22 protein-coding genes are annotated in these 23,649 nt (G+C 59.9%); 9 read left to right on the top strand and 13 right to left on the bottom strand.

The window, feature by feature from the left end:
• Positions 1 to 174: 174 nt before the first annotated feature.
• Positions 175 to 1,710, top strand: a complete 1,536-nt coding sequence (locus AB1462_RS07840; RefSeq protein ID WP_367246534.1) for an amidase — start codon at positions 175 to 177, stop codon at positions 1,708 to 1,710.
• A gap of 54 nt (positions 1,711 to 1,764) precedes the next feature.
• Here AB1462_RS07840 and kdgR read toward each other — a convergent pair whose 3' ends face one another.
• Complete coding sequence (kdgR, locus tag AB1462_RS07835) at positions 1,765 to 2,556, bottom strand: DNA-binding transcriptional regulator KdgR (protein ID WP_315337687.1); 792 nt, start codon at positions 2,554 to 2,556, stop codon at positions 1,765 to 1,767.
• A 150-nt stretch (positions 2,557 to 2,706) separates the two neighbouring features.
• On the opposite strand from kdgR, the gene AB1462_RS07830 reads away from it, so the two are divergent.
• The 6 genes from AB1462_RS07830 to uxuA all read left to right on the top strand — a co-directional run bounded on the left by AB1462_RS07830 (position 2,707) and on the right by uxuA (position 10,056).
• Positions 2,707 to 3,708: a sugar kinase gene (locus AB1462_RS07830; RefSeq protein WP_367246532.1), complete on the top strand. Its 1,002-nt coding sequence runs from the start codon at positions 2,707 to 2,709 to the stop codon at positions 3,706 to 3,708.
• A gap of 4 nt (positions 3,709 to 3,712) precedes the next feature.
• Positions 3,713 to 4,924: a D-mannonate dehydratase ManD gene (gene manD, locus AB1462_RS07825; protein ID WP_315337689.1), complete on the top strand. Its 1,212-nt coding sequence runs from the start codon at positions 3,713 to 3,715 to the stop codon at positions 4,922 to 4,924.
• A gap of 66 nt (positions 4,925 to 4,990) precedes the next feature.
• Positions 4,991 to 6,022 (top strand): Zn-dependent oxidoreductase, encoded by a 1,032-nt coding sequence (locus AB1462_RS07820; protein WP_367246530.1) that lies wholly within the window; start codon positions 4,991 to 4,993, stop codon positions 6,020 to 6,022.
• 67 nt (positions 6,023 to 6,089) lie between these two features.
• Positions 6,090 to 7,382, top strand: coding sequence for an MFS transporter (locus AB1462_RS07815; RefSeq protein ID WP_315337691.1), 1,293 nt, complete (start codon positions 6,090 to 6,092; stop codon positions 7,380 to 7,382).
• 23 nt (positions 7,383 to 7,405) lie between these two features.
• Positions 7,406 to 8,863, top strand: a complete 1,458-nt coding sequence (locus AB1462_RS07810) for a mannitol dehydrogenase family protein (protein WP_315337692.1) — start codon at positions 7,406 to 7,408, stop codon at positions 8,861 to 8,863.
• 17 nt (positions 8,864 to 8,880) lie between these two features.
• Positions 8,881 to 10,056 (top strand): mannonate dehydratase, encoded by a 1,176-nt coding sequence (uxuA, locus tag AB1462_RS07805; protein ID WP_367246528.1) that lies wholly within the window; start codon positions 8,881 to 8,883, stop codon positions 10,054 to 10,056.
• A 42-nt stretch (positions 10,057 to 10,098) separates the two neighbouring features.
• On the opposite strand, the gene AB1462_RS07800 is transcribed toward uxuA, so the two are convergent.
• The 8 genes from AB1462_RS07800 to AB1462_RS07765 form a co-directional block, all read right to left on the bottom strand.
• Entirely contained in the window at positions 10,099 to 10,827 is a 729-nt protein-coding gene (locus tag AB1462_RS07800) for a FadR/GntR family transcriptional regulator (protein WP_367246526.1), read from the bottom strand.
• A 63-nt stretch (positions 10,828 to 10,890) separates the two neighbouring features.
• Positions 10,891 to 12,417: a UxaA family hydrolase gene (locus AB1462_RS07795; RefSeq protein WP_367246524.1), complete on the bottom strand. Its 1,527-nt coding sequence runs from the start codon at positions 12,415 to 12,417 to the stop codon at positions 10,891 to 10,893.
• 10 nt (positions 12,418 to 12,427) lie between these two features.
• The gene (locus AB1462_RS07790) at positions 12,428 to 13,438 is read right to left on the bottom strand and encodes a zinc-binding alcohol dehydrogenase family protein (RefSeq protein WP_367246523.1); all 1,011 of its coding nucleotides are present in this window, start codon (positions 13,436 to 13,438) and stop codon (positions 12,428 to 12,430) included.
• Between the two features lie 204 nt (positions 13,439 to 13,642).
• Positions 13,643 to 14,605, bottom strand: a complete 963-nt coding sequence (locus AB1462_RS07785; protein WP_367246521.1) for an alpha/beta fold hydrolase — start codon at positions 14,603 to 14,605, stop codon at positions 13,643 to 13,645.
• 32 nt (positions 14,606 to 14,637) lie between these two features.
• The gene (locus AB1462_RS07780) at positions 14,638 to 15,036 is read right to left on the bottom strand and encodes a helicase (RefSeq protein WP_074845484.1); all 399 of its coding nucleotides are present in this window, start codon (positions 15,034 to 15,036) and stop codon (positions 14,638 to 14,640) included.
• Between the two features lie 21 nt (positions 15,037 to 15,057).
• Entirely contained in the window at positions 15,058 to 15,903 is an 846-nt protein-coding gene (locus tag AB1462_RS07775; RefSeq protein ID WP_367246519.1) for an alpha/beta fold hydrolase, read from the bottom strand.
• 57 nt (positions 15,904 to 15,960) lie between these two features.
• Positions 15,961 to 17,220 (bottom strand): NADH:flavin oxidoreductase/NADH oxidase family protein, encoded by a 1,260-nt coding sequence (locus tag AB1462_RS07770; RefSeq protein WP_367246518.1) that lies wholly within the window; start codon positions 17,218 to 17,220, stop codon positions 15,961 to 15,963.
• Positions 17,221 to 17,329: 109 nt separating this feature from the next.
• Positions 17,330 to 17,989 (bottom strand): winged helix-turn-helix transcriptional regulator, encoded by a 660-nt coding sequence (locus AB1462_RS07765; protein WP_231807658.1) that lies wholly within the window; start codon positions 17,987 to 17,989, stop codon positions 17,330 to 17,332.
• Positions 17,990 to 18,259: 270 nt separating this feature from the next.
• Between AB1462_RS07765 and AB1462_RS07760 the strand changes: the two genes are divergently transcribed.
• The gene (locus AB1462_RS07760) at positions 18,260 to 19,159 is read left to right on the top strand and encodes an alpha/beta hydrolase (protein WP_315337701.1); all 900 of its coding nucleotides are present in this window, start codon (positions 18,260 to 18,262) and stop codon (positions 19,157 to 19,159) included.
• A gap of 128 nt (positions 19,160 to 19,287) precedes the next feature.
• On the opposite strand, the gene AB1462_RS07755 is transcribed toward AB1462_RS07760, so the two are convergent.
• Positions 19,288 to 19,494, bottom strand: coding sequence for a hypothetical protein (locus AB1462_RS07755; RefSeq protein WP_367246516.1), 207 nt, complete (start codon positions 19,492 to 19,494; stop codon positions 19,288 to 19,290).
• Positions 19,495 to 19,737: 243 nt separating this feature from the next.
• On the bottom strand, positions 19,738 to 20,838 hold the full coding sequence (locus AB1462_RS07750; RefSeq protein ID WP_315337703.1) for an alkene reductase: 1,101 nt from the start codon (positions 20,836 to 20,838) through the stop codon (positions 19,738 to 19,740).
• A gap of 147 nt (positions 20,839 to 20,985) precedes the next feature.
• Between AB1462_RS07750 and AB1462_RS07745 the strand changes: the two genes are divergently transcribed.
• Positions 20,986 to 21,573: a TetR/AcrR family transcriptional regulator gene (locus tag AB1462_RS07745; protein WP_315337704.1), complete on the top strand. Its 588-nt coding sequence runs from the start codon at positions 20,986 to 20,988 to the stop codon at positions 21,571 to 21,573.
• Positions 21,574 to 21,596: 23 nt separating this feature from the next.
• Here AB1462_RS07745 and AB1462_RS07740 read toward each other — a convergent pair whose 3' ends face one another.
• Together AB1462_RS07740 and AB1462_RS07735 are read right to left on the bottom strand one after the other, a co-directional pair.
• Positions 21,597 to 22,328, bottom strand: coding sequence for an SDR family NAD(P)-dependent oxidoreductase (locus tag AB1462_RS07740; RefSeq protein ID WP_367246514.1), 732 nt, complete (start codon positions 22,326 to 22,328; stop codon positions 21,597 to 21,599).
• Positions 22,329 to 22,373: 45 nt separating this feature from the next.
• The gene (locus tag AB1462_RS07735) at positions 22,374 to 23,642 is read right to left on the bottom strand and encodes a carbohydrate porin (RefSeq protein ID WP_315337706.1); all 1,269 of its coding nucleotides are present in this window, start codon (positions 23,640 to 23,642) and stop codon (positions 22,374 to 22,376) included.
• Positions 23,643 to 23,649: the final 7 nt, after the last annotated feature.

The following is a 23,649-nucleotide window of genomic DNA, read 5'->3' as shown; positions in this document are numbered from 1 at the left end:
TTCTGCGTGGACGTTTGCCATACGCCTCACTTGGCAGGTATGGATCACCGCGTGGCGACCGGCGTGGACAATGGAGTCCTCCGGAGCGAGCCGTAACCTGTGCAGTGGGCACGGGCGGCTTGAGTCAATGATCGCCCGATATCGGGTGGTTCTTAACGTCATTTGGAGAACACCATGTCCGTAAAACGCCCCAGCAAAGCCGACTTTCTGATTGCCGCCGAAGACCACGGTTATCACCTGACAGATAGCCAGATGGAGGCCTTCCTCAACCTGGCCGATGAAACGTTGAATTCCTACGAAGCCATCGATGCGCTGTACGCGGCCAACGTCGCGCAACAAGCGCCTGAACGCGAATACAACAAAGCCGCCGAGGCCGACAACCTGCACGGCGCCTGGTACGTGAAAACCCGTATCGCCGGCGCGGCGCAAGGCCCGCTGGCGGGCAAGACGGTGGTCATCAAGGACAACGTGTCGGTGGCTGGCGTGCCCATGGCTAACGGCTCATTGAGCCTGGACGGTTATATCCCGTCCGAAGACGCCACGGTGGTCAAGCGCTTGCTGGCGGCCGGGGCCACGGTGGTGGGCAAGTCGGTGTGTGAAGACTTGTGTTTCTCCGGGGCAAGTTTTACCTCCGCCAGCGGCCCGGTTAAAAACCCCTGGGACCTGACGCGCAATGGCGGCGGCTCGTCCAGCGGCAGCGCGGTGCTGGTGGCGCTAGGTCAAGTCGACATGGCCATCGGCGGCGATCAGGGCGGTTCAATCCGCATGCCGTCGGCCTGGAGCGGCATCGTAGGGCACAAACCGACTTACGGCCTTGTGCCTTACACCGGGGCGTTTCCGATTGAGCGAACCATCGACCATGTGGGCCCGATGGCCAATAACGTGCGCGATGTGGCAGCGATGCTCGACGTCATTGCTGGGGCCGATGGGCTTGATTCCCGGCAGAAGAGTCCGCCTGCGGTCAACTGCCTCGCGACGCTGGACCAGGGCGTTGCCGGCTTGAGAATCGGCGTGCTGCGAGAGGGGTTTGCGATCCCTGGGATGTCTGAGCCGCAGGTGGATGCACTGGTCAAGGCGGCGGTCGCCCAGCTTGAAAGCCTGGGCGCCAGCGTCGGCGAAGCGAGTGCTCCGTGGCACACTGGCGTGGCGCTGGATCTGTGGAACGTGATTGCCACTGACGGCGCCGCGTACCAGATGTTGCAGGGCAATGGTTACGGCATGAACGTCGACGGTTATTACGATCCGGACATCATGAGTTACTTCGGCGAAAAACGCCGCGAACACGCCGATGCGTTGTCCAGCAGCGTGCAAGCGGTCGCGTTGACCGGTCACTACAGCCTGAAAAACCTGCATGGCGCCTACTACGCCAAGGCACGGATGCTGATACCGGAACTGACGCGCCAGTACGACGAGGCATTCAAGGATTTTGACGTGTTGGTGATGCCCACCATGCCTTTCGTAGCCACGCCGTTGACCGCCGCGGATGCGCCCGTCGAGGAGTACGTGCACAGTGCACTGGACATGCTCGCCAATACCGCGCCGTTTGACCTCACGGGGCACCCCGCGACGTCGATCCCGGCGGGGCTTGCGGACGGCTTGCCGGTCGCCATGATGATCGTTGCTCCGCGCTTCCAGGATGCCCTCGCACTGCGCGTTGCCCAGGCCTACGAACACGCCCGTGGCGCATTTCCTAAACCTCCGGCGCTGTAAATAGTTTGCCTGCCCAGGCGCTGGCGAATACGTTCGCTGGCGACTGGGGCTCGATTACCCGAGCGATTTTGCCTGCCAGCCCAGTTGCCTGGAAATCTGCTGGGTGGCTTCCATCAGCCGGTTAACGTAATCCTGCTTGAGTTCTTCGCGAAAACGAAAGCAGGGGAAGGACACGCTCATGCCTGCTATCACGTGGCCGAAACGGTCGCGGATCGGTGCGGCCAGGCAGCGCATATTGTCTTCGAACTCTTCATGGTCTTCGGCATAGCCCTGGGCGCGTACCACTTCCAGTTCTTGCAGATAGGCCTCGATGCTGGTCAAGGTGTTGGCGGTGCGGCGCTCGAAACTTTCTTCCTGCAAATGAGCGATCAGCTCGGGTTGCTCCAGCCAGGCCATCAATACCTTGCCGATACCGGTGCAATACAGCGGCGCACGTCGGCCAATGCGCGAGTACATGCGCAGGTTGTATTTGGAGTCGATCTTGTGCACGTAGACGATGCTGCCTTCGTCGAGAATGCCCAGATGCACGGTCTCGGCGGTCAGTTCGTTGATGCGTCGCATACCCGGTTCCGCCTCGCGGACGATGTCCAGGTGGGGCAGGGCTTGTGCACCCAGTTCAAACAGCCGGACGCTGAGCCGATAGCGGTCCTCGGCATCTTGCACCACATAACCACGGGCCTTGAGTGACTGTAGAAACCGGTAAACCGTGCTTTTGGACATGTCCAGTTGCTGCGCGATTTCCGACACGCCACTTTCCTCGGGATGCAAGGCCAGGGCTTCGAGGATGGCCATCGTCCGACCGACGGCGGAGACCAGTTCATTGTTCTGAAGGGTGCTGTTGTCCATGAAGGCTCCAACGGGAACGGAAAACCCAAGGATATACGCTGGCGAATCAAAACGCTGTTTCATTTCTCTTGACGATGTAGGAAATCTGATTAAACTCGGGTTCATGATTTAAAATGAAACGCCGTTTTAAAAATAATAAGGCGCGTAGTGATGAACGTAGAACCAGAGCAGTACGGGCGAACCCCGTCATCTCCAGTGCTCAAAGTGGCGTTGGTGGGCGAGTGCATGATCGAGATGCGTGGCGACCCTTTTTCAGGGATCAGCCAGACGTTCGGCGGCGACACACTCAATGCAGCGGTGTATCTCTCTCGAGTGACCCCCTCCGGGCGGATTTGCGCGGACTACATCACCGCCATCGGCGCCGATAGCTTCAGTGACGCCATGCGTCAGTCGTGGCGCGACGAAGGCCTCGGCGACCAATATGTGCGCGTAATCGAGGATGCCCTGCCGGGCTTGTACTTCATCCAGACCGACCCCCAAGGCGAACGACGCTTTCTCTATTGGCGTGGCGAAGCGGCCGCGCGGCGCATGTTCGATGGCCCTGAAGCAGGCGCCGCATTGCAGGCCCTTGCGGATTACGACTGCATCTACCTGAGTGGCATCAGCCTGGCGATTCTCACCGCCAGCGGCCGAACGCGCTTGATGCACGCCTTGCGCCTGGCCCGCGAAGCCGGCGCGCGAATCGTCTTCGACAACAACTACCGTCCCCATCTTTGGCCCGACGTCCAAGCTGCGCGCCAGGCGTATGGCGACATGTTGCGCCTCACGGACCTGGCGCTGATTACCTGGGAGGACGACGCCGCGCTGTTTGGGTATGCCGATACCGAGGCGTTGTTCCACGCCTATGCAGGTTTTGGCGTAGGTGAGGTCGCGGTTAAGCGGGGCGTGGCCTCCTGCTTGATCCAGTGCGCCACCGGTCGTTTCGACGTGCCCGCCGAACAGGTGCAGCACGTCGTCGACACCACGGCGGCGGGCGACTCCTTCAGCGCGGCGTATCTGTCGTGTCGCCTGCAAGGCGGTGATCCACCATTGGCAGCACGTTGGGGCCATCGCCTGGCGGCTCAGGTCGTCCAGCATCGCGGGGCGCTGATCCCTGGCGCGGCCATGCCCAGCCTGGACATGCCTTCATATTCTTCTGCAGTAGAGGCCTGACTTTATGAAAATCATTGAAGCCCGCGTCATTGTGACTTGCCCGGGTCGTAACCTGATCACCTTGAAGATCGTCACGGATTCCGGCATCTACGGCATCGGCGATGCGACCTTGAACGGTCGGGAAATGGCGGTGGTCGCCTACCTTGAAGAGCACGTGTTGCCCGCCTTGATCGGTCGCGATGCCCAGCGTATCGAGGACATCTGGCAGTACCTCTATCGCGGCGCCTACTGGCGCCGTGGCCCGGTGACCATGACCGCGATTGCGGCCGTGGACATCGCCCTGTGGGACATCAAGGCCAAGGCGGCACAAATGCCGTTGTACCAGTTGCTCGGTGGCAAAAGCCGCGAGCGCGTGATGGTCTACGGGCATGCCACGGGCAAGGACATCGAAGGTTGCCTGGACGAAGTCGCCCGGCATGTCGAGCTGGGTTACAAGGCGGTGCGCGTGCAATGCGGGATTCCCGGTATCGCCACCACCTATGGCGTGGCCAAGCGTAGCGGCGAGCGTTATGAGCCGGCCGACAGTGACCTGCCCGCCGAGCATGTGTGGGACACCGCCAAATACCTGAACCATGTGCCCAAGCTGTTTGCCGCCGTTCGCGAGCGTTTTGGCGATGACTTGCACATCCTGCACGACGTGCACCATCGCCTTACGCCCATTGAAGCGGGGCGCCTTGGCAAAGCGGTGGAACCCTTCAACCTGTTCTGGCTGGAGGACTGCACCCCGGCCGAGAATCAGGCCGCCTTCCGCCTGATCCGCCAGCACACCACGACACCGTTGGCGGTGGGTGAAGTGTTCAACTCCATTCACGACTGCCGCGAGTTGATCCAGGAGCAGTTGATCGACTACATCCGCGCCACCCTGGTGCACGCCGGGGGCATCACCCATGTGCGCCGCATTGCCGACTTTGCAGCGCTCTATCAGGTACGCACCGGCTTCCATGGGGCCACCGACCTGTCGCCTGTGTGCATGGGCGCGGCGCTGCATTTCGACACCTGGGTGCCCAATTTCGGCATCCAGGAACACATGCCCCATGACGAACGTATCGATGAAGTGTTTCCCCACGCCTATCGCTTTGAAGATGGCCATTTCACCCCCGGCGAGACGCCGGGGCATGGCGTGGACATCGACGAGCACCTGGCGGCGAAATACCCCTACAAGCGCGCCAGCCTGCCGGTCAATCGCCTGGAAGACGGCACGCTCTGGCACTGGTAAGCGCTGCTTCGACTGATTGATAACGACAGAACACAGAGTGCCATCCGCCCTGTCAGGAGTTACCCGATGAAAGCTTTTCAAGTAAGAGCCCCTTTTGAATACGGCCTGGCGCAAGTCGAGATGCCCCAAGTAGCGCCTGGCGAAGTCAAGGTTGACGTCGCCTACGCCGGTATCTGTGGCTCGGACATGCACATCATCCACGGGCAAAACGCGTTTGTGCGGTTTCCGCGAGTGACCGGCCATGAGTTCTCGGGCGTGGTACGGGAAGTGGGCGAGGGGGTCGAGAACCTTAAGGTCGGCGACCGCGTGTGCATTGACCCGGTCATCAGCTGTGGCACCTGTTATCCCTGCCGAATCAACCGACCGAACGTCTGCACGCGGCTGCAAGTGATTGGTGTACACCGCGACGGTGGATTCAGCGAGCAAGTCTGTGTCCCCGCAGACAATGCCCACCACTTGCCGGACTCGATGTCCCTGAGCCATGCGGCGCTGGTGGAACCGTACACCATCGCCCTTAACGTGCTGGACCGCATGCAGCCCGAACCGGGCGACAGCCTGTTGATCTACGGCGCGGGCGTGATTGGCCTGACGCTGGTGCAAATGGCGCGTGCGCTGGGGATGACCGATATCACCGTGACCGACGTTCTCGATACACGTCTGGAGGCGGCAAGGGCACTCGGGGCCAGCCGCACCCTCAATGGCAAGGACGTCGATGTCGAAGCAACGATGCGTGAATTGACCCAGGGCGAAGGCGTGCCGCTGATCGTCGATGCGGCCTGCATTCCGGCGTTGATGCCGCAAATGGTGCGCCTGGCCTCGCCTGCCGGGCGTATCGGCCTGCTGGGTTTCAACACCGTGCCGAGCGACCTGGTGCAACTGGAAATGATCAAGAAAGAACTGACGCTGGTGGGATCGCGCCTGAACAATCGCAAGTTTCCAAAGGTGATCGAGCTGATCGCCAGCGGCAAATTGCAGGTGCGGGAACTGATCAGCCACCGCGTCAGCTTCGACGACATGCCGGGGGCCATCGATATGATCGAAAACCATCCCGAACAAACCCGCAAGGTCCTCGTGGAACTGTGCGGCGCGCATCAATAGCTGTCCGTAGATACGCGTGCCCCTGCGGGCACCCTCACCGAATAAACACAAGAAGCGGGAGGTTCCAATGTTTGGTCAAGGTCGCACATTAATCATCATCATGCTGTTCCTGGCAGGCGTCATCAACTACCTGGATCGCTCGGCATTGTCCGTTGCGGCCCCGTTCATCCAGAAAGACTACGGTCTTTCGACGGGTGAGATGGGCATGATCTTCAGTAGTTTTTTTGTCGGTTATGCCGTGTTCAACTTTGTCGGCGGTTGGGCTGCCGACCGCTACGGCGCGAAAACCACGCTGCTGCTGGCGATGGTGCTGTGGTCGCTGTTCAGCGGTCTCACGGTACTGACGATCGGCTTCGCCTCGCTGGTGCTGATCCGCATCCTGTTCGGGATGGGGGAGGGGCCACTGAGTGTCACGACGAGCAAGATGATCAACAACTGGTACACCCCCAAGCGCAGGGCGCGGGCGATTGGCACGTCGATGTCCGGCACGCCGCTGGGTGGGGCGATTTCCGGGCCGGTGGTGGGCTTCATTGCCGTCACCTACGGCTGGAAGATGTCGTTCATTATCATCATGGTGATCGGCCTGGTCTGGGCGGCGGTGTGGTACAAATTCGTCAAGGAACGGCCTGAAGGCGAGGGCGCCGAGGATATTGTGCGGGCCGAGGGCCAAAGCGAGCTGGCGGCGCAGCCGGTGTTCCCGCTACGGTACTACCTCAAGCAGCCCACGGTGCTGTTCACGTCCCTGGCGTTCTTTTCTTATAACTACACGCTGTTCTTCTTCCTGACCTGGTTCCCCAGTTACCTGACCATGGCCCACGGCCTCAACGTCAAGGACATGAGCATTGCCACGGTCATCCCCTGGGTCCTGGGCTTCCTCGGCCTGGCCCTGGGCGGTTTCATTTCCGACTTCGTGTTCAAGAAAACCGGGCGGATGATGTTCTCCCGTAAGGTGGTGCTGGTGACGTGCCTGTTGTTCTGTGCCGCGTGCATCGCCTGTGCCGGAGTGGTCAAAACCCTGTATCCGGCGGTCATCCTCGTCGCCTTGGCCGTGTTCTTCCTTTATCTCACCGGTGCCATCTACTGGGCGATCATTCAGGACACGGTGCCTGCCGCACGAGTGGGTGGGGTCAGTGGCTTCATGCATTTTCTGGCTAACACCTCGGGCATCATTGGCCCGACCTTGACGGGCTTTTTGGTGCAATTCACCGGTTCGTTCACCAGTGCATTTTTGCTGGCGGGACTGTTGACCGTGATTGGCGCCGTGTGTGTAGCGCGCTATGTCAAACCGCTTTCGGCGGCGGATAGCGGTAATTCGCCGACACACAGCCCGCAACCAGTCTCGGTCCTTAGCCGGCCATAACCCGTCATGAAAGGAGCGTGTCGATGCCTATTGTGAACCGTGTGCCCTCTACCGGCTCTGTCCGTGAGATCGGGATTGTGCATCTTGGCCTGGGGGCGTTTCATCGCGCCCACCAGGCGGTCTACCTGCAACGCCATCTCAATCGCCAGGGTGAAAGTGATTGGGGGCTGTGCAGCGCCAACCTGCGCTCGAATCGCACATTGGTTGATCAATTGCGTGAGCAGGACGGTCGCTACCATGTGGCCGAGTATCGCGACCGCGAGCAAGTGACGCTGCGGGAGATCGGTGTAGTGCGCCAGACCTTGTATGTGGGTGAGGGCGGCGATGAGCTGCCAGTGTTGTTGCAACGCATGGCTGAGCCGCAGACGCGGATCGTCACCCTCACTGTCACCGAGAAAGGTTACTGCCTGAACCCAGCCACCGGGCAGTTGCGCACTGAAGATCCGGCGATTGTCCATGACATCGCGCATCCGCAGGCGCCGCGCACAGCGCCCGGCATTGTCCTCGAAGCCTTGCGTCGCCGCCGCGCCGCAGGCATTCCTGCCTTCACGGTGTTGTGCTGCGACAACATGCCAGACAACGGCCAGCGCACTCGCCAGGCAGTGAGTGGGTTGGCGGCGATGCAGGACGCAGGGTTGGCGCAATGGGTCAACGAGCATGTGGCGTTCCCTGGCTGCATGGTTGACCGGATCGTCCCCGCCATGGACGGCGAGTCCTTCGCGCGACTGGAACAGCAACTGGATTGCCACGACCGTGCGGCCGTGGTCTGTGAACGTTTCAGCCAATGGGTGATCGAAGATCACTTTCCTCTCGGGCGTCCGGACTGGGAGGAGGAGGGCGTTCAGATGGTGGGCGACGTGCGCCCATTTGAAACGATGAAGCTGCGCATGCTCAACGGCAGCCATTCGTTGCTGGCCTATGTGGGGTTGTTGGTCGGTCACGCGTCGGTGTTCGAGGCCATGAATGATGCGGCCTTGGCGGGTTTTATCGAACGCTACATGACTCAGGAAGCCGCGCCGACCCTGGACATGCCGGCGGGTATCGATCTGGTGCGCTACGCCCACGATCTTAAGGCGCGTTTTGCCAATGACAGCCTGCAACACCGTTTGCGCCAGATCGCCATGGACGGCTCGCAGAAACTGCCCCAGCGCTGGTTGCTCGGCGCGCAGCAGTTGCTTGAGGACGGACGCGGCATCGCCTGCACGGCATTGGGGATCGCAGCATGGATTCACTACTGTACGCAACCGCTGCCTGGCGGCTCGACGCAGGCGATTGACGATCCCTTGAGTGCGACTTTTGCCGATCTCGCAGGCAGGTTCGAAGGCGCATCGCTGGTGGATGCCTTTCTGGATCTGGACGAAGTGTTCCCGGCCGCATTGTCCGCTCACGCGGCCTTTCGCACGGGCGTGCACGCTGCCTATGGTGCGCTGGTCCGCGACGGCATCGGCAACATTGTGCGCACCCTTGCATCACACCCCTGATAAGAACGGAGAACAACATGGAACAGACATGGCGGTGGTTTGGCCCCAAAGACCCGATCTCCCTGGCGGACATCCGCCAAACCGGTGCGACCGGTATCGTCACCGCGTTGCACGAAATCCCCAATGGCGAAGTCTGGCCGGTGGAGGCCATCGCGGCGCGCAAACAGATGATAGAAGCCGCAGGCTTGAGCTGGTCGGTGGTGGAAAGCATTCCGGTGCATGAAGACATCAAGCGCGGCTGCGGTCGGCGCGATGAGTACATCGCCAACTACCAGCAAAGCGTGCGCAACCTGGCGAGCTGCGGCATCGATATCGTGTGCTACAACTTCATGCCCGTGTTGGACTGGACCCGTACCGACCTGGCCTGGGAGTTGGCGGATGGCGGTTGGGCGCTGCGTTTTGATCACACCGCGTTTGCTGCGTTCGACCTGTTTATCCTCAAGCGCCCGGAGGCACACGCCGAATACAGCGTCGAGGACATCCAGCGGGCCAAGGCCTACTTCGAGCAACTGACGCCCGCCCAGAGCGAAAGCCTGGTCAATACCTTGATTGCCGGTTTGCCCGGTGCCGAAGAACACTACAGCCTGGACGACTTTCGCGCCTTGCTGCGCACCTACGCGCACATCGATGAAGCCAGGCTGCGTGAACACCTGGGGTATTTTTTGCGCGCGGTGGTGCCGGTGGCAGAGGCAGTGGGTGTGCGCATGGCGATTCACCCGGACGATCCACCGCGGGCGTTGCTCGGCTTGCCGCGCATCCTCTCTACTGCCGAAGATGCCCAATGGTTACTGGACGCCGCGCCAAGCCCGGCCAACGGCCTGACGTTCTGCACCGGCTCCTATGGGGTGCGTGAAGACAACGATCTGGTGGCGATGGCCAAGCAATTTGCGCCGTTCATCTACTTCACCCACCTGCGTTCAACCCGCCGCGAGGCCGACCCGCGCAGCTTCCACGAAGCGCACCACCTGGACGGCGATGTCGACATGGTCGGGGTCATCGCAGCGCTGGTGGCCGAAGAGCGCCGGCGTGAGCGCGAAGGTGGCCCGCGCTTGCCGTTGCGCCCGGACCACGGGCATCAACTGCTCGACGATCAGCAGCGTAAAAGCAACCCCGGCTATTCGCTGATCGGTCGTCTCAAGGGCCTGGCGGAAATCCGCGGTGTGGAATTGGCGGTGCGCCAACAACTGCTTTGATGGCATGAAAACGGAGCAAGTCGCCAGCGTGCAAACCGTTGGCTACTTGTGCTGCCCATTGGCCGTGTGCTCTTGCGGCTCCAGCGCTTGCAGCCAACGATTTTCCGAACGGCTCAAATGCTGGCGCATTGAGGTTTGTGCGCCGAGCACGTCTTTTTGGGCTACGGCGTGAAGGATTGCTTCATGCTCGATGACGGCCGCTTCCCAGGTCAACGCGTTCTCTGAATGTCTGCTGAGGTGCGCTGAAATAGGGTTATGACGTTCATCAAAGAGCCCCGTGATGATCCGGACCAAAGCCGAGTTGCCACTCATTTTAGCCAGGCGATGGTGAAACTTGCGGTCATCCTCCAAGGGCGGCAAACCCTTTTCGATGGAGGCGCGCATGGCATCAATACATTCCTGAAGGTAGCGATAGTCGCTTTTTCTAGCATGCAGACAAGCCAGAATTATCGACTCACCTTCGATCAAGGCACGCGCCTGCATAAGTTCCGAGGGGCTCTCGCCGAGCGTTACGGTGTTATTTGTTCCTTCCAGGGCCAGGGTTCTGACGTACACGCCTGAGCCCATCTTGATGTCGACGACGCCTTCTATTTCCAGGGCTATGAGCGCTTCGCGCAGGGAGGGTCTGGAAACACCGAGGCGTTGCGTCAAATCGCGCTCGGGAGGAAGCCTTGAGCCGGGTTTGAAATCCCCCTGCAAGATGTAGTTTCGAAGTTGGTCGGCGATTTTTTGATACGGCTTTCGCTCAGAGGCGTTTGTCGGTGCGGCCATCGGTACGGCGTCCATCGGGAAGTTTGCGAAGGCTACCACAGCCATAGTCAGTGGCTGTTCGTTTCACATCACCGCGCCCATCTGCCAGGGTAGGAACTCATTGTCGCCCAAGCCGTTTTCTTCGCTGCACGTGGGGCGTCCGGAAGCGGTGTCGAGCATCAGTTGAAACAGCCGCTCACCGGCCTGCGCCACCGATTCCAGGCCATCGACAATACCGCCGGCATTGAAGTCCATATCTAGCGCCATGCGATGGAACAGGCGGGTGTTGGTGGCAATCTTTAAAGAGGGGGTGGGTTTGCACCCGTAGGTCGAGCCACGGCCAGTGGTGAAGCAGATGAGGTTTGCGCCCCCCGCCACCTGGCCGGTGGCCGATACGGGGTCGTAGCCTGGTGTGTCCATGAATACCAGTCCGCAGGTATCGATCGTTTCCGCGTAGTGGTAAACGCCCATTAATCCAGTGGTGCCGGCTTTCGCCACGGCGCCAAGGGATTTTTCCAGAATGGTGGTGATCCCGCCGGCCTTGTTTCCAGGGGAGGGGTTGTTGTTCATGTCACCGTCATTGTGGCGCACGTAGGCTTCCCACCAATGGATTCGCGCCATCAACGTTGCCGACACCTCGGCCGATGCGGCGCGCGCCGTCAAAAGGTGTTCAGCGCCATAGATTTCTGGCGTTTCCGAAAGAATGGCGCTGCCGCCGTGCCTTACAAGCAGGTCTACCGCTGCCCCGAGTGCCGGGTTCGCGGTAATGCCTGAGTAACCATCCGAGCCGCCGCATTGCAATCCCACGCTGAGATGGCTGGCCGCAACGGTGGTACGCCGGAAACTGTTGATGATGGGCAGCATCGCTTCAACATGCGCGATGCCACGCTGTACGGTTTCGCGAGTACCGCCCGCTTCCTGAATGATCAAACTGGCCTTGAGCGTGGCTGGCCGATCCCCCAGTTCATTCATCAAAGGCGTCAGCTGGTTGACTTCGCAGCCCAGGCCGATCAATAACACCCCGGCAAAATTGGGGTGATTGGCGTAGCCGCGCAAGGTCCGTTTGAGGATGTCGATCCCTTCACCGTTCGCCCCCATGCCACAACCGCTGCCATGGGTAATTGCGACCACTCCATCGACGTAAGGGAAGTCTTTCAGGCGCTCGGGAGAGAACGCATTGGCGATGTGTTTGCAGACGGTTGCCGAGCAGTTGACGCTGGAAATAACACCGATGTAATTGCGTGTACCGACGCGGCCATCATCGCGGACAAACCCCTCGAAGGTCGCCGGTTCATGGCTGAACACCGTGGGTACATAGAGGTTCTGCACGCTGTGTTCGGCGGTGGTGGCGGGCATGTCCAGGTTGTGTACATGGACGTAATCACCGGGTTCGATGCCGTGGGTGGCCAGGCCTATGGTCTGGCCGTACTTGAGTACCTGTTGGCCAGCCAACACCGAACGCAGGGCGATCTTGTGGCCGGATGGAATCGGTTGCCGGGCGATCAGCGCAATACCGTCGGCGCTGAGGTGTTGGCCTGCGGCGATATCGCCTCGAGCCACGGCAACATCGTCACCGGGGGTCAACACAAGCAGGGATTGACTATCACTCATCACCTCTCTCCTAACACTCGATGATTGCTTTGACGACGCCTTGTTTCGGGTCGAGCAATGTGGCGAACGCGCTGGGGACATCGCTGAGCGTCAGTCGATGGGTATTGAGGGCGGCGTGCGGAATCAATCCGTTGCGCAAACATTCTTCCACATACTGGAAGTCTTCGTGGGTGGCGTTGCGGCTGCCCATCAACGTGGCTTCGCGCTTGTGGAATTCAGGGTCGGAGAAGGTGATGGAATCGCGCACCACCGAAATCATCACGTAGGTACCGCCGTGCGCGATGAATTCAAACCCGCGCTCCATGGCCCGCGCATTGCCGGTGGCATCAAACACCACGTCGAAGAAATCACCCTCGGTGAGTGCCGCCAAGCGCTCCTTGTCGCCTTCGCCGATTTTCACCGCAGCGTGAATCTTCAGGTGTTCCTTGCAGAAGGATAGGCGGTCGTCCCGCGTATCCAGAACTGTGACCTGAGCGCCCCGCAGGCTGGCGAAGATCGCAGCGGCCATGCCGATCGGCCCGGTGCCGACCACCAGCGCGCGTTTATCCGCCTGGATGTTTGAACGACGTACGGCGTGAGCGCCGATGGACAGAAATTCGATCATCGCGGCCTGGTCAAGGGACACGCCCACGGCTTTGTGAACGAACGCACGGGGGATGCTCAGGTATTCGGTAAAGGCACCGTCGCGGTGAACCCCCAGTACTTGGATATGCGTGCAGCAATTGGTCTTGCCCTGGCGACAGGCGATGCATGTCCCGCAGGAAAGATAGGGCATCACATAGACGACATCACCACTTTTGAGGTCGCTGGCGCTGTCAGCTTCTTCCACCACCCCGGAGAACTCATGGCCCATCACGCGTGGGTATTCGAGGTAGGGCTGATTGCCGGTGAAAATGTGCAGGTCGGTGCCGCAGACCCCGACGCGCTTGATGCGGATGAGTATTTCCCCTGACTTTCTGAGCGGTTTTTCACGCTCGACGGCGGTTAACGAGTGAGGTTCGTTACAGATGACAGTCAGCATGTTGATGCTCCTTGGCCGGGGCGCAGGCGACGAATGTCGTACAGCGGGACAGGGCTTTAAAGCTACACACCGAGAAAATTATTGGCAAGACCAATTTAATTTAATGAAAATTGGACCGACCAATTTATTGTTTTGGGGGGGAGGCATCAGCAGCGAGCGCGTCAGCGACGCCTGACGTTTGAGCCAGGCGAATGCAAGCGTGTGTTAGCGAGCGAGAAACGTGAGCGCAGCGGGTACGAAGTCGGCGTAAAACTGAAAGATGCCTCCATGGCCCGCATCAGGGTAGACGATCAATTCGCTGTGGGGGAGCCTGCGTGCAAGATCACGCGAGTTTTCGATTGGCACCATCAGGTCGTCTTCTCCATTGGCGATAAGCACCGGTTGCTTGACGACAGAGAGATCGGCGGGTGCTTTCTGGCCCCAGGCGCGCAGGGCCTTTAACTGCGCGCGATATGCGGAAAAGCTGATCTCATCGTCGCGCTTTTCAGAACGCTCTTTCAGCCGCTCCAGGAACGCCTTGCCTGCGGCGATTCCGTTAGCGGTACGGGTGAAGAACAGAAACTGTTTCGGATCCTGGAACGTGAAGAGGCCCCGGATCAGGGCTCTATTGGAGACGCCGGCGACGGTGCTGATGCCCTCGCCACCTGCCGGGCCGGTACCGGCCAGGATGATTTTGCGCACCAGTTGCGGCTCCTTGAGCACGATTTCCTGGGCGATCATGCCTCCCATCGAGAAGCCGAACAGGTCGACCTGCGTGTAGCCCTTGGCTTTTATGAAGCTGATTGCGTCATCCGCCATCTGTTCGATGGTTGCCGCGGGTTCGCCAGTTGAAGCGCCGACGCCACGGTTGTCGAACACGATAATGTGGTGTTGCGCCGCGATCCCGTCCACGACACGCGGATCCCAGTTGTCCAGCACGGCGGCCAAGTGGTTTAGGAACACGACGGGCGTGCCACCCTGATTCTGTCCAAGCTCACGATAGGCGTAGTAAACACCACCTGTGGAGACGAACTGGGTGCGCACATTTCGCCATTCGCCCCCTGGGCTAGATTCGCTTGATGATGGGCTTGGCGCGGTGGCGCCCACTGTCTGGGTCTGGGCGGATGCCGTATTGAAGGTTGCTGCAAACGTGAAGCACAGCACGGCCATTGCAAATAAGCGATGCATGGGTTTTTCTCCAGAGTTGAGTGTGTCGAGCCCTAGCGCGTGGTAAAAAAGACCTGCGCGGGGTCTTTGGTCGGCTGCAAGTATTCTGTTAATCCCTGGAACCACATCACCTCAACAAAATCACCGCTGATGTTCAGATCGCCTGTACGCAAGCCTGTCAGGAATTCATCCTTGCTGTCTTTAGCCGACAGTATGGCGAAGCCTCTTTCTGCGTTTCTGAACGACAGCGTGAATGCCGGCTTTTGCGTTAAACCTGCGGCGGATTTTATCTTTCCGTTCGCAACGGTGAAGTAGCGACCCACGCCATCCTCTGTTCGAATCTGAAAGACCAGCGACTTGCCATTAACCAGTTTTGCGCAGCCGGGGTTTTTCTTGATGGCTCGCTGTAACAGCTGGGTCAGCGCCCACAACAAAAATTTGAATTTCAGCATGATGTGCTGGCTCCGTAGGGGTTATTCGCTGAGGAACGCGGTGGCGTGTTTCAGAAAGCGCTCAGGGCATTGGAATTGGGCGCCGTGGCCCGCATCCGGGTACAGGAATAACTGGGCGTTCGGGATGTTCTGGGCCATGTACCAGGAGTTGACCGTTGGAATCATGATGTCATTCATGCCGTTGAGGATGAGCGTTGGCTGTTTGATCGCACGTAGATGCTCGAACGGAGCATCGGGGTCCAGCTTGGGCATAAAGTGCATATGGGCCTCGATCTGGGCCTGCATCACCTGCACAGAGCTGGGGGGATCCTGATCGACACGCTGATGACGGCGCTCCCAGAACTCGCGGCCTGCCTGTCGCGCCGCTTCGGATCGACCGAAAAACAGAAACAGAAAATCGTCCACGGTGGGGATGGGCCGTGGTGCGGCCTCCAGCACGCCAGGGTCTGAGTCCGGGTTACCACCACGCGGCCCGGTACCCAGCAGCATCAGTTTGCGCACGAGGTCGGGATGGCGCCGTGTCAGGTCCTGGGCGATAAAACCGCCAAGCGAGAAACCCAGCACATCGACTGTTGATAGACCGAGTGCGCGGATCACTGCGGCCGCGTCGTCGGCCATCAGCTCAATGCGGTTACGCGGTTTGCCGGAAGAGGAGGCAACGCCGCGACCGTTGTAGAGAATGACCTCGCGTCCCGCCGCCAGCCCATCCGTCATGATGGGGTCCCAATGATCCATGCCGCCACGGAAATGTTGGAGGAAGAACAGGGGCGGCTGGTCTGTCTTGTCATTGCCCCAGCGGCGATAGGCAAACGTGTCCCCATCGACGTCGACATAGAGGGTAGGGGCGTTTAGATGCGTATAGCTCATGTTGAAGTCCTCCAAGAGGTTGTCATGTTGTGCAGGCATCATCAGCGACGGCCGGGCTCATGCGCGCGCACGCCGCGTACGGAAGGTGCCCCAGCCACTTTTCAGCACCGATTTGGCAAACGCCCAAAGCCCGCTTTCATCGGGTTTTGGATTACCGCCACTGGCGATTCGCTTGAGCTGCAGCGTGTACCAGAGAATTTCCATGACCCCCATCTGATCAATCTGTTTGATGCCGGTGGTGATCGGTCGTACTCGCTGCGCGCTGTCCTGCCCTTGCAACAGGGCGGCCGGTGCTTCGGGATCAATCGCTAACAGCCGCGCCAGGCCGATGACGTCCAGTGCTCCGGAGCGCAGTGCAGCGTTCATTGCAGCGGCACTGCGGAAACCGCCTGTGACCATCAGTGGGACGTTGATCGAGGCGCGCACCTTCTCGGCAAACTCTAGAAAGTAAGCCTCACGCGCAACGGTGGACGCTTTTTTAGTGGCTTCGAGGCCGCCGCTCATGGCGGGTGCCTCATAGGTGCCGCCGGAAATCTCAATCAGATCGATGCCGGCTTCGGCGAGTGCATGGATCGTTGCCATGGACTCCTGTTCAGTGAAGCCGCCGTGTTGGAAGTCGGCTGAATTGAGCTTGATGCCGACCGGAAAATCGGTACCGACCTGGCGCCGGATTTCTCTATAGACGGCCAGCACGAAACGCCGGCGTTTTTCCGAGTTGCCACCCCACTCATCCGTGCGCCGATTGTGGTGGGGCGACAGGAACTGATTGATCAGATAACCGTGCGCCCCATGGATTTGCACGCCGCTGAAGCCGGCTTTCTTGCAGATGGCTGCGCTGCGTCCAAAGCGCTGAATGATGTCTTCGATCTCGGCCGTTGTGGCCTCGCGTGGCGTCTCGAAAAGAGAGGCCATGTCCTTGCGGAACGGCACGGCGGAGGGTGCCAGGTTGCTGCGGTTCAGGCCTTTGGTCGACTGCTTGCCCGGGTGATTGAGCTGCACCCAGATCGCTGCGCCTTGCCCGGTTGCGGCACGGGCCCATTGATGGAGCAGCGGCAGGTCTGTTTCATCCTCAATCACCACGTTGCCTGGCTCACCGAGTGCACGCCGGTCGATCATGACGTTTCCGGTGATGAGCAACCCGATGCCTGACGCGGACCAGCGTCGGTACAGTTCGACCAGCTTCAATGTTGGGTGATTGTCGTAGGTGCCCAGCGTTTCGCTCATGGCCGCTTTGGCCAGGCGATTGCGGATAGCGCTGCCGTTCGGAAGGTATAAGGGCCGGTTCAGCAAGTTTTCTTCAGGTGAGGAGGCGGTCATGGTGAGTTCTCTACAAGGGGTTACACGCCGCATGAGCGCTTGACGTGCACGGGGTTACCACCGAATGGCATCGGATGCAGGTAAGTGTCAGGGTGGAGTAGCCCAGGGCTTAGGGCTTGTACTCGAGGACTTTGAACACTCGCGTAAACGCTGGGCGATCGCCGTGCAGCAGTTTTGCGCGTCCTTCGCGAAGCGCCTGGGTTGGCGTGATGTGGCGTAGAACCAGTGCAATGAAGGTGTCCATGTCGCACTGGATCTTGACGTCGACCGGCTCCGTGCAGGGCCCGGACCGCGCCAACAGGCTGCCGTCGCTGACTCGAATATGGAAGACTTCCGGCCCCACTTGAAATTCGTACAGTTCCTGCAAACCAACGCTCGCCGTCGGATCGTTCGCGCCGGTCAGGCAAAGCGCTATGAGTTCTGCTCGCGCACTGGACGGATCGATGCGCTCGTCGACCGGCAAGCCCAGCCCCCAGAAACCCAGCGCGAGCACTGGCGTGCGCAGTCGCTCGCCAAGCTCCGTCAGCTCGTAAGCGGGCGTAGCGGCAGGCGTGAGTAGCGTGACGGGTTGAATAACGCCGTTCTGCACCAGCATGGCGAGACGTTCTGAGAGCCGGTTTGGACCCATCGCGGTCAGAATCGCGAGCAGGTCCTTGAATCGCTTGGGACCGAGCAGGAATTCGCGGATCAAAAGCAGCGTCCAGCGGTCTCCGAGCACATCCAGCGACCGGGCGATTGGGCAGAGTTGACCATAGGTTTTGTTTGTCATGACTTATTGTACCTATTTCGCTCAGCCGATTTGTAGCGCGATGCGTTGGATAGACGAGCACCCACCGCTCAATACCAGAAGCTCTTCCATCCGGCAGCTCCGCTGACCGGGTCGCTATCGATTGGGCACCTTCTGCTGGTGAACGCATAGCCGTTGTCATGTGCTGCTCGCTGCTTGCAGTGGGTCGGGTATCGCCATTGATTTAACTATACGTTTTGTATACCGTGAATGCTATACAAAAAATATAGCTTGTGGCTTTGGGGAGGGCTTATGTTTGAAGGGTTCAAGCAGCTTCAGATCAACGTAGGTGAAGTTGAAATCGCTTGTGTCGTTGCAGGTGAAGGTGAACCGGTGCTGATGCTGCACGGCTTTCCGCAAACCATGGCCGTTTGGGCGCAGATTGCGCCCGCGCTGGTTGCGCGAGGCTATCGGGTCGTTTGCGCGGATTTGCGCGGATACGGTGCCTCGAGCAAGCCCACGGCCCTGGCCAGCTTGGCAAACTACGGGTTCCGGACAATGGCGTTGGACCAATTGGCGCTAATGCGCGAACTCGGGCATGCAAGGTTCCACCTTGTCGGTCACGACCGCGGTGCTCGAGCGGCGTATCGCTTGGCGCTCGACCACCCCGATTCGGTCGCCAGCCTGACGCTGATGGACATTGTGCCAACGACGGTGTTGCTGACCGATCTGCGCAAGGAAGTCGCGCAAAGCTACTGGCACTGGTTCTTCCTGGCCCAGCCAGCGCCTTTTCCAGAACGAATGATCGAGGCTGATCCTGATTTCTTCTTCGAGAGTTGCCTTTTTGGATGGGGCGCGGCCGGGCCTGAAGACTTCAATGCTGAGCAACTGCTGGCGTACCGGCAATCATGGAGAGACCCGGCGACCATCGCCGGCTATTGCAACGATTATCGCGCTGCACTGGCGGTCGATTTCGCGGACGACGCGATTGATCAAGGACGACGTAGTGCGATCCCCGCGCAGATTCTCTACGGAGCGTCCGGAGCGATGGCGCGACACTATGACATTCCCGCCACCTGGTCGGAGCGTTTTACGGCCCTGGACGCCGCCGCAATTCCAGGCGGGCATTTCTTTCCCGATTCCGCGCCGGGCTATGTCGTAAGGCATTTGGATGCGTTCCTTGCACAACATCCGTTACTGGGTTGGCCATAGGCTTATCGGCCTTCAGCCTGATCTGAATCGCGACATCTTCTTTATTGACCGCCACACTTTGTCCGCACCGGGCTCCATTTCTGGCGGCACTGCGACGGGTGTTGACGTAGCCATGCAACTTCGCAGCTTCACTGCTGCAACATCAAGCTACGCCAGACGATTACCGGCTGAGCAGCGGCTTCGGGCACGTTATTGGTCGGCGACTGCGCAGGTGTCGCGTCTTCACGTTGTGGCGCTTGATCCTGATGTGGGCCTGTGTGTTTTGTATCGTGTGTTGCGGCTGCGATTGATTCAACGCACTCGTTGATGTCGCGCTTATCGTTAGTCAGCTTCATCTTTCCAGCCTTTTGCGCGCTCCCGCCTTACCCGTGTGCCGTCAGTTGTTGAACCGACCGAAGTGTGTATCCGGGAAGGTTTAGGTAACTCCGTATAAATGGCGCGCTTGGTGCCATTACCTGTGTTCTGGCACCAAACGAGCCAGCTTTGATTACAGAACGATCACGCCTGGGCTGGATAACACTGTGCAACAGCGGACTGCTTGAGGAACACGCAGTGAGACGAGCCCGATCAGCCACTGCCTAGTTGGCTGCAGCGCTTGATTCGGCCAGTGTCGGGTAGTCGATGTAGCCCGCCGCACCGCCGCCGTAGAGGGTGGTAGGGTCGAAGGCGGACAGCGGCGCACCGGCCTTGAGCCGCTCCACCAGATCCGGGTTGCCGATAAACGGGCGGCCAAAGGCGATGAGGTCAGCCTTGCCCTGCGCAAGCCGCGCGCTGGCCAGGTTTTGGTCGTAGCCATTGTTGGCGATGTAGGTGTTCTGGAAGCGCTGGCGCAAGGCGTCGAAATCAAACGGCGCCACGTCGCGTGGCCCACCGGTCGCGCCTTCGACGACGTGCAGGTAAACGATGTCGAGCGCATTGAGTTGGTCGACGATGTAATCGAACTGAGCCTGCGGCTCACTGCTCGATACACCATTGGCGGGCGAGACCGGCGAAAGGCGAATGCCGGTGCGGTTCGCGCCAATCTCGGCGACCACGGCGGCGGTCACTTCCAGCAACAGACGCGCTCGGTTTTCGATCGAGCCACCGTAGGCATCGGTACGCTGGTTGGCGCCGTCCTTGATGAATTGATCGAGCAAGTAGCCGTTTGCACCGTGAATTTCCACGCCGTCGAAGCCGGCCGCAATGGCGTTTGCTGCCGCTTGGCGGAAATCGTTGACGATGCCGGGCAACTCGTCGAGTTCGAGCGCGCGTGGCTCGGACACGTCGGCAAAGCTGTTATTGACGAAGGTCTTGGTCTGGGCACGGATGGCCGACGGTGCTACTGGCGCGGCACCGCCCGGTTGCAGGTCTACATGGGAGACCCGGCCAACGTGCCACAGCTGCACAAAAATCTTGCCGCTCTTGGCATGCACGGCGTCGGTGACCCGGCGCCAGCCGTCGATCTGCGCCTGGGTGTAAAGACCGGGTGTGTCCTGGTAGCCCTGGGCCTGCGCCGAAATCTGGGTGGCCTCGGTAATCAGCAGCCCGGCTGAAGCGCGCTGGCTGTAGTAAGTGGGGGCGAACTCGCTGGGCACCAGTCCAGTGCCAGCGCGATTGCGTGTCAGTGGCGCGAGCACGATGCGGTTGGCGAGGGTCAGCGAGCCAAGGGTATAGGCGGTAAACAGATTCTGATCGGTCATGTGAGGTTTCTTCTGTGGCTGTGGCTGGAGATGGATTAGGTTCGCCTTTATGATGGTGATCGTAATCTAAGCTGTCAATTATTTTGATTTCGACCAACATCTATGTACTATGGCGTAGGGTTTTTGAGCAGAATCGAGGTATCGCAGGTGAAAGTGACCAAAGCGCAGGCGCAGGCAAATCGCGAGCGCATCGTCGAGACGGCCTCCGTGTTGTTTCGTGAGCGAGGGTTCGACGGCGTAGGTTTGGTGGATCTGATGGGCGCTGCGGGGTTCACCCATGGAGGTTTTTACAAGCATTTCGGCTCAAAGGCCGATTTGATGGCCGAGGCTGCTGCCTGCAGTTTTTCCCGTTCGCTGGCCGGCACCGAAGCGCTTGATATTCAGACGTTCATCGATATCTACGTGTCGAAGGATCACCGTGACCGGCGTGGCGAGGGCTGCACCATGGCGGCCCTGTGTGGAGACGCGGCGCGTCAGTCAGATGAGCTGAAGCGTGCCTTCGCCGAAGGCATAGACCGCATGCTGCAAGCGCTGGTGCAAAAGTATCCAACCGTCGAAGGCGCTGCGCCGGGCGAGACGAGAGCGAAGATGATCGACGTACTGGCTCATGCTGTCGGCGCGATTGTGTTGTCGCGAGCGTGTCCGGATGATTCGCCGCTCGCCGATGAAATAATCGAGGTTTGCCACGCCCGGGTATCGGCTTCCTTGCCGTTATCGCCAGGCAGCGAGCAGTAGGCCGGGAGACCTCAGGCGCGTCTTCAGATAGCCGTGGTCAGGTAACCGCCATCCACCGGCAGCACCACACCGGTCACAAATGACGCCGCATCCGAAGCCAGAAAGGCAATCACCTTAGCGACCTCTTCGGCACTGCCGAAGCGCTTCATGGGCGTGCGAGACAGCAAGCGGTCGATCCTCGGTTGATCATCGATTTTCGCCAGCAGGGGTGTGGTAATCCATCCCGGCGCCACGGCATTGACGCGAATGTTGTCAGGGGCGTAAGCCTCCGCCAGGGATTTTGTGATCTGGACAACCGCCCCTTTGGCTGCCGAGTAAGCCACCAGTTTCCCCCCGCCGAAGTAGGAGAACATCGACGCGATGTTGATGATCGACCCACCTTGCCTGGCCAGCAGCGGATGCGCCAGGTTGATGAGGCGGTAAACGGCATTGAGTTGAACCGACAACACCTGGTTGAAGGCCTCCCATTCCATCTCCTTTTCGCCCAGGGTGCCTCCCGCGGCCGGTACCAGAATATCCAGGCGGTCCAGGCTTTGGATCACGCCTTTGAGCGCATCATCGTCGGTGACGTTAACCTCGCGAAGATCGAGCTCAACTCCCTCGGCGACGATTGTCGCGTCGGCGCCCAAGCCGATCGCCACGACCCTGGCGCCATGCCGGGCCAGGTACTCGGCGGCCGCCTGGCCAATCCCGGACGTCCCGCCGCTGACGAGCGCGACCTTGCCTTCAAACAGAGTGCTGCTGAACATAGTCATCGTTACCCCATGGAGTCAGTTAAACGTTGTATTCAAGGCACAGGCTTACAGACCCAGTACCGAACCCACATCCAGCACCACCAGCAGGCCAACCACGAAGCCGTTGTTGCTCAATTGCGTCGCACCCGGGTTGTAGAAGTTGTCCGGATTGATGATGTACTGGATGCTCGGTTCGATCGCCAGGTGGCGGGTCAAGGCAAAATGGCCGTTGGCTTCCACGGCGTAGACATTGCGCTCACCCAATTCAGGATCGCCGCCGGCCGCCGTGCGCAGGCGTTGTTGGAACTGCAACTGATGGTCGTTGACTTGCAGGTAGCTGGCTTTGAGATTGAGCTTGTCCTGCGCCCGATCAAAGGGGGCAAGGTAGGTCAGCCCGGCTTCGGCGAAATGGCTGAAGGGTTGTTTATCGTCAGCCGCCGCCGACAGCGAGCCGAATACCTGAACGCCTTGCTGCCCGCCGCGCCATAGCGTCTGGCGGAACTTGAAGAAGCCGCCGGCCGTGCCGTGGTCGCTGGCACCCGTCAATGGGTCGACCTGATTGGACGAGTTGAAGTACGCATTCAGTTCGTACTGGGTGGTGTCATCGCCCGGCTTGCTGCCAATGCCCAGCAGAAAGCTGGTGCCACTCGCGTCGTCAGTGCTGAAGTCCAGGCCTTTGCGCTTTTTCAGGTAATCCACCGGGTTGGATTCGAACGCACCCGCGTGCACGTAAAAACGCGGGTTCACTTGATACTTCAGGTAGCCACCCCAGGCGCCGAACGGCGGCGGCAACATGCCACTTGAAGCGTCCAGGATCGGGTCGGTGCAGGTGACGCCCGTTTCGCAGTTATAGATGTAGAAGTACCGTCGGCCATTGGTCCGTCCGACGTGCAGGTCGAGCTGACCGTCGAGCCATTTTTGCTCGTAGGTCAACACGCTTAACTGATTGCTGGCGATGTCATTGTGCAAGGGCGCACCGCCAAAATAGCTGCCGACGGCACCTTGCCATTTGTTCCCGGTCGGTTGGCCGGTACCGTTATCGAGGATAAAGACGGTTTGTTCGAAATGCAGGGCTGCGCCGTCCAGGCCACTGAGCGTGGCGAGGTTAACGTCTGCGCCGATGTACAGGTCACCGCTGTTGCCGAAGCTGTAGGGGCGCGGGCCGGTGTCGAGGTTTTTCATCGACAGGCTGGTGAATTGCACATGGGGCTGGATGCCATAGTCGGCCAAATGCTCGCCCAGGCCGGCCAGTGGACCTTCTCGGTCCAGTGCCCAGGCTTGGGGGTAGGTAAACACCAGGAACAAAAACGCGCACAAACGAAGAGTAGGGTGCATGGTCTGG

This window comes from Pseudomonas sp. SB113 (assembly GCF_040754745.1).
GTDB lineage: Bacteria > Pseudomonadota > Gammaproteobacteria > Pseudomonadales > Pseudomonadaceae > Aquipseudomonas > Aquipseudomonas grimontii.
This window is presented reverse-complemented; position numbering and strand designations above follow the sequence as displayed.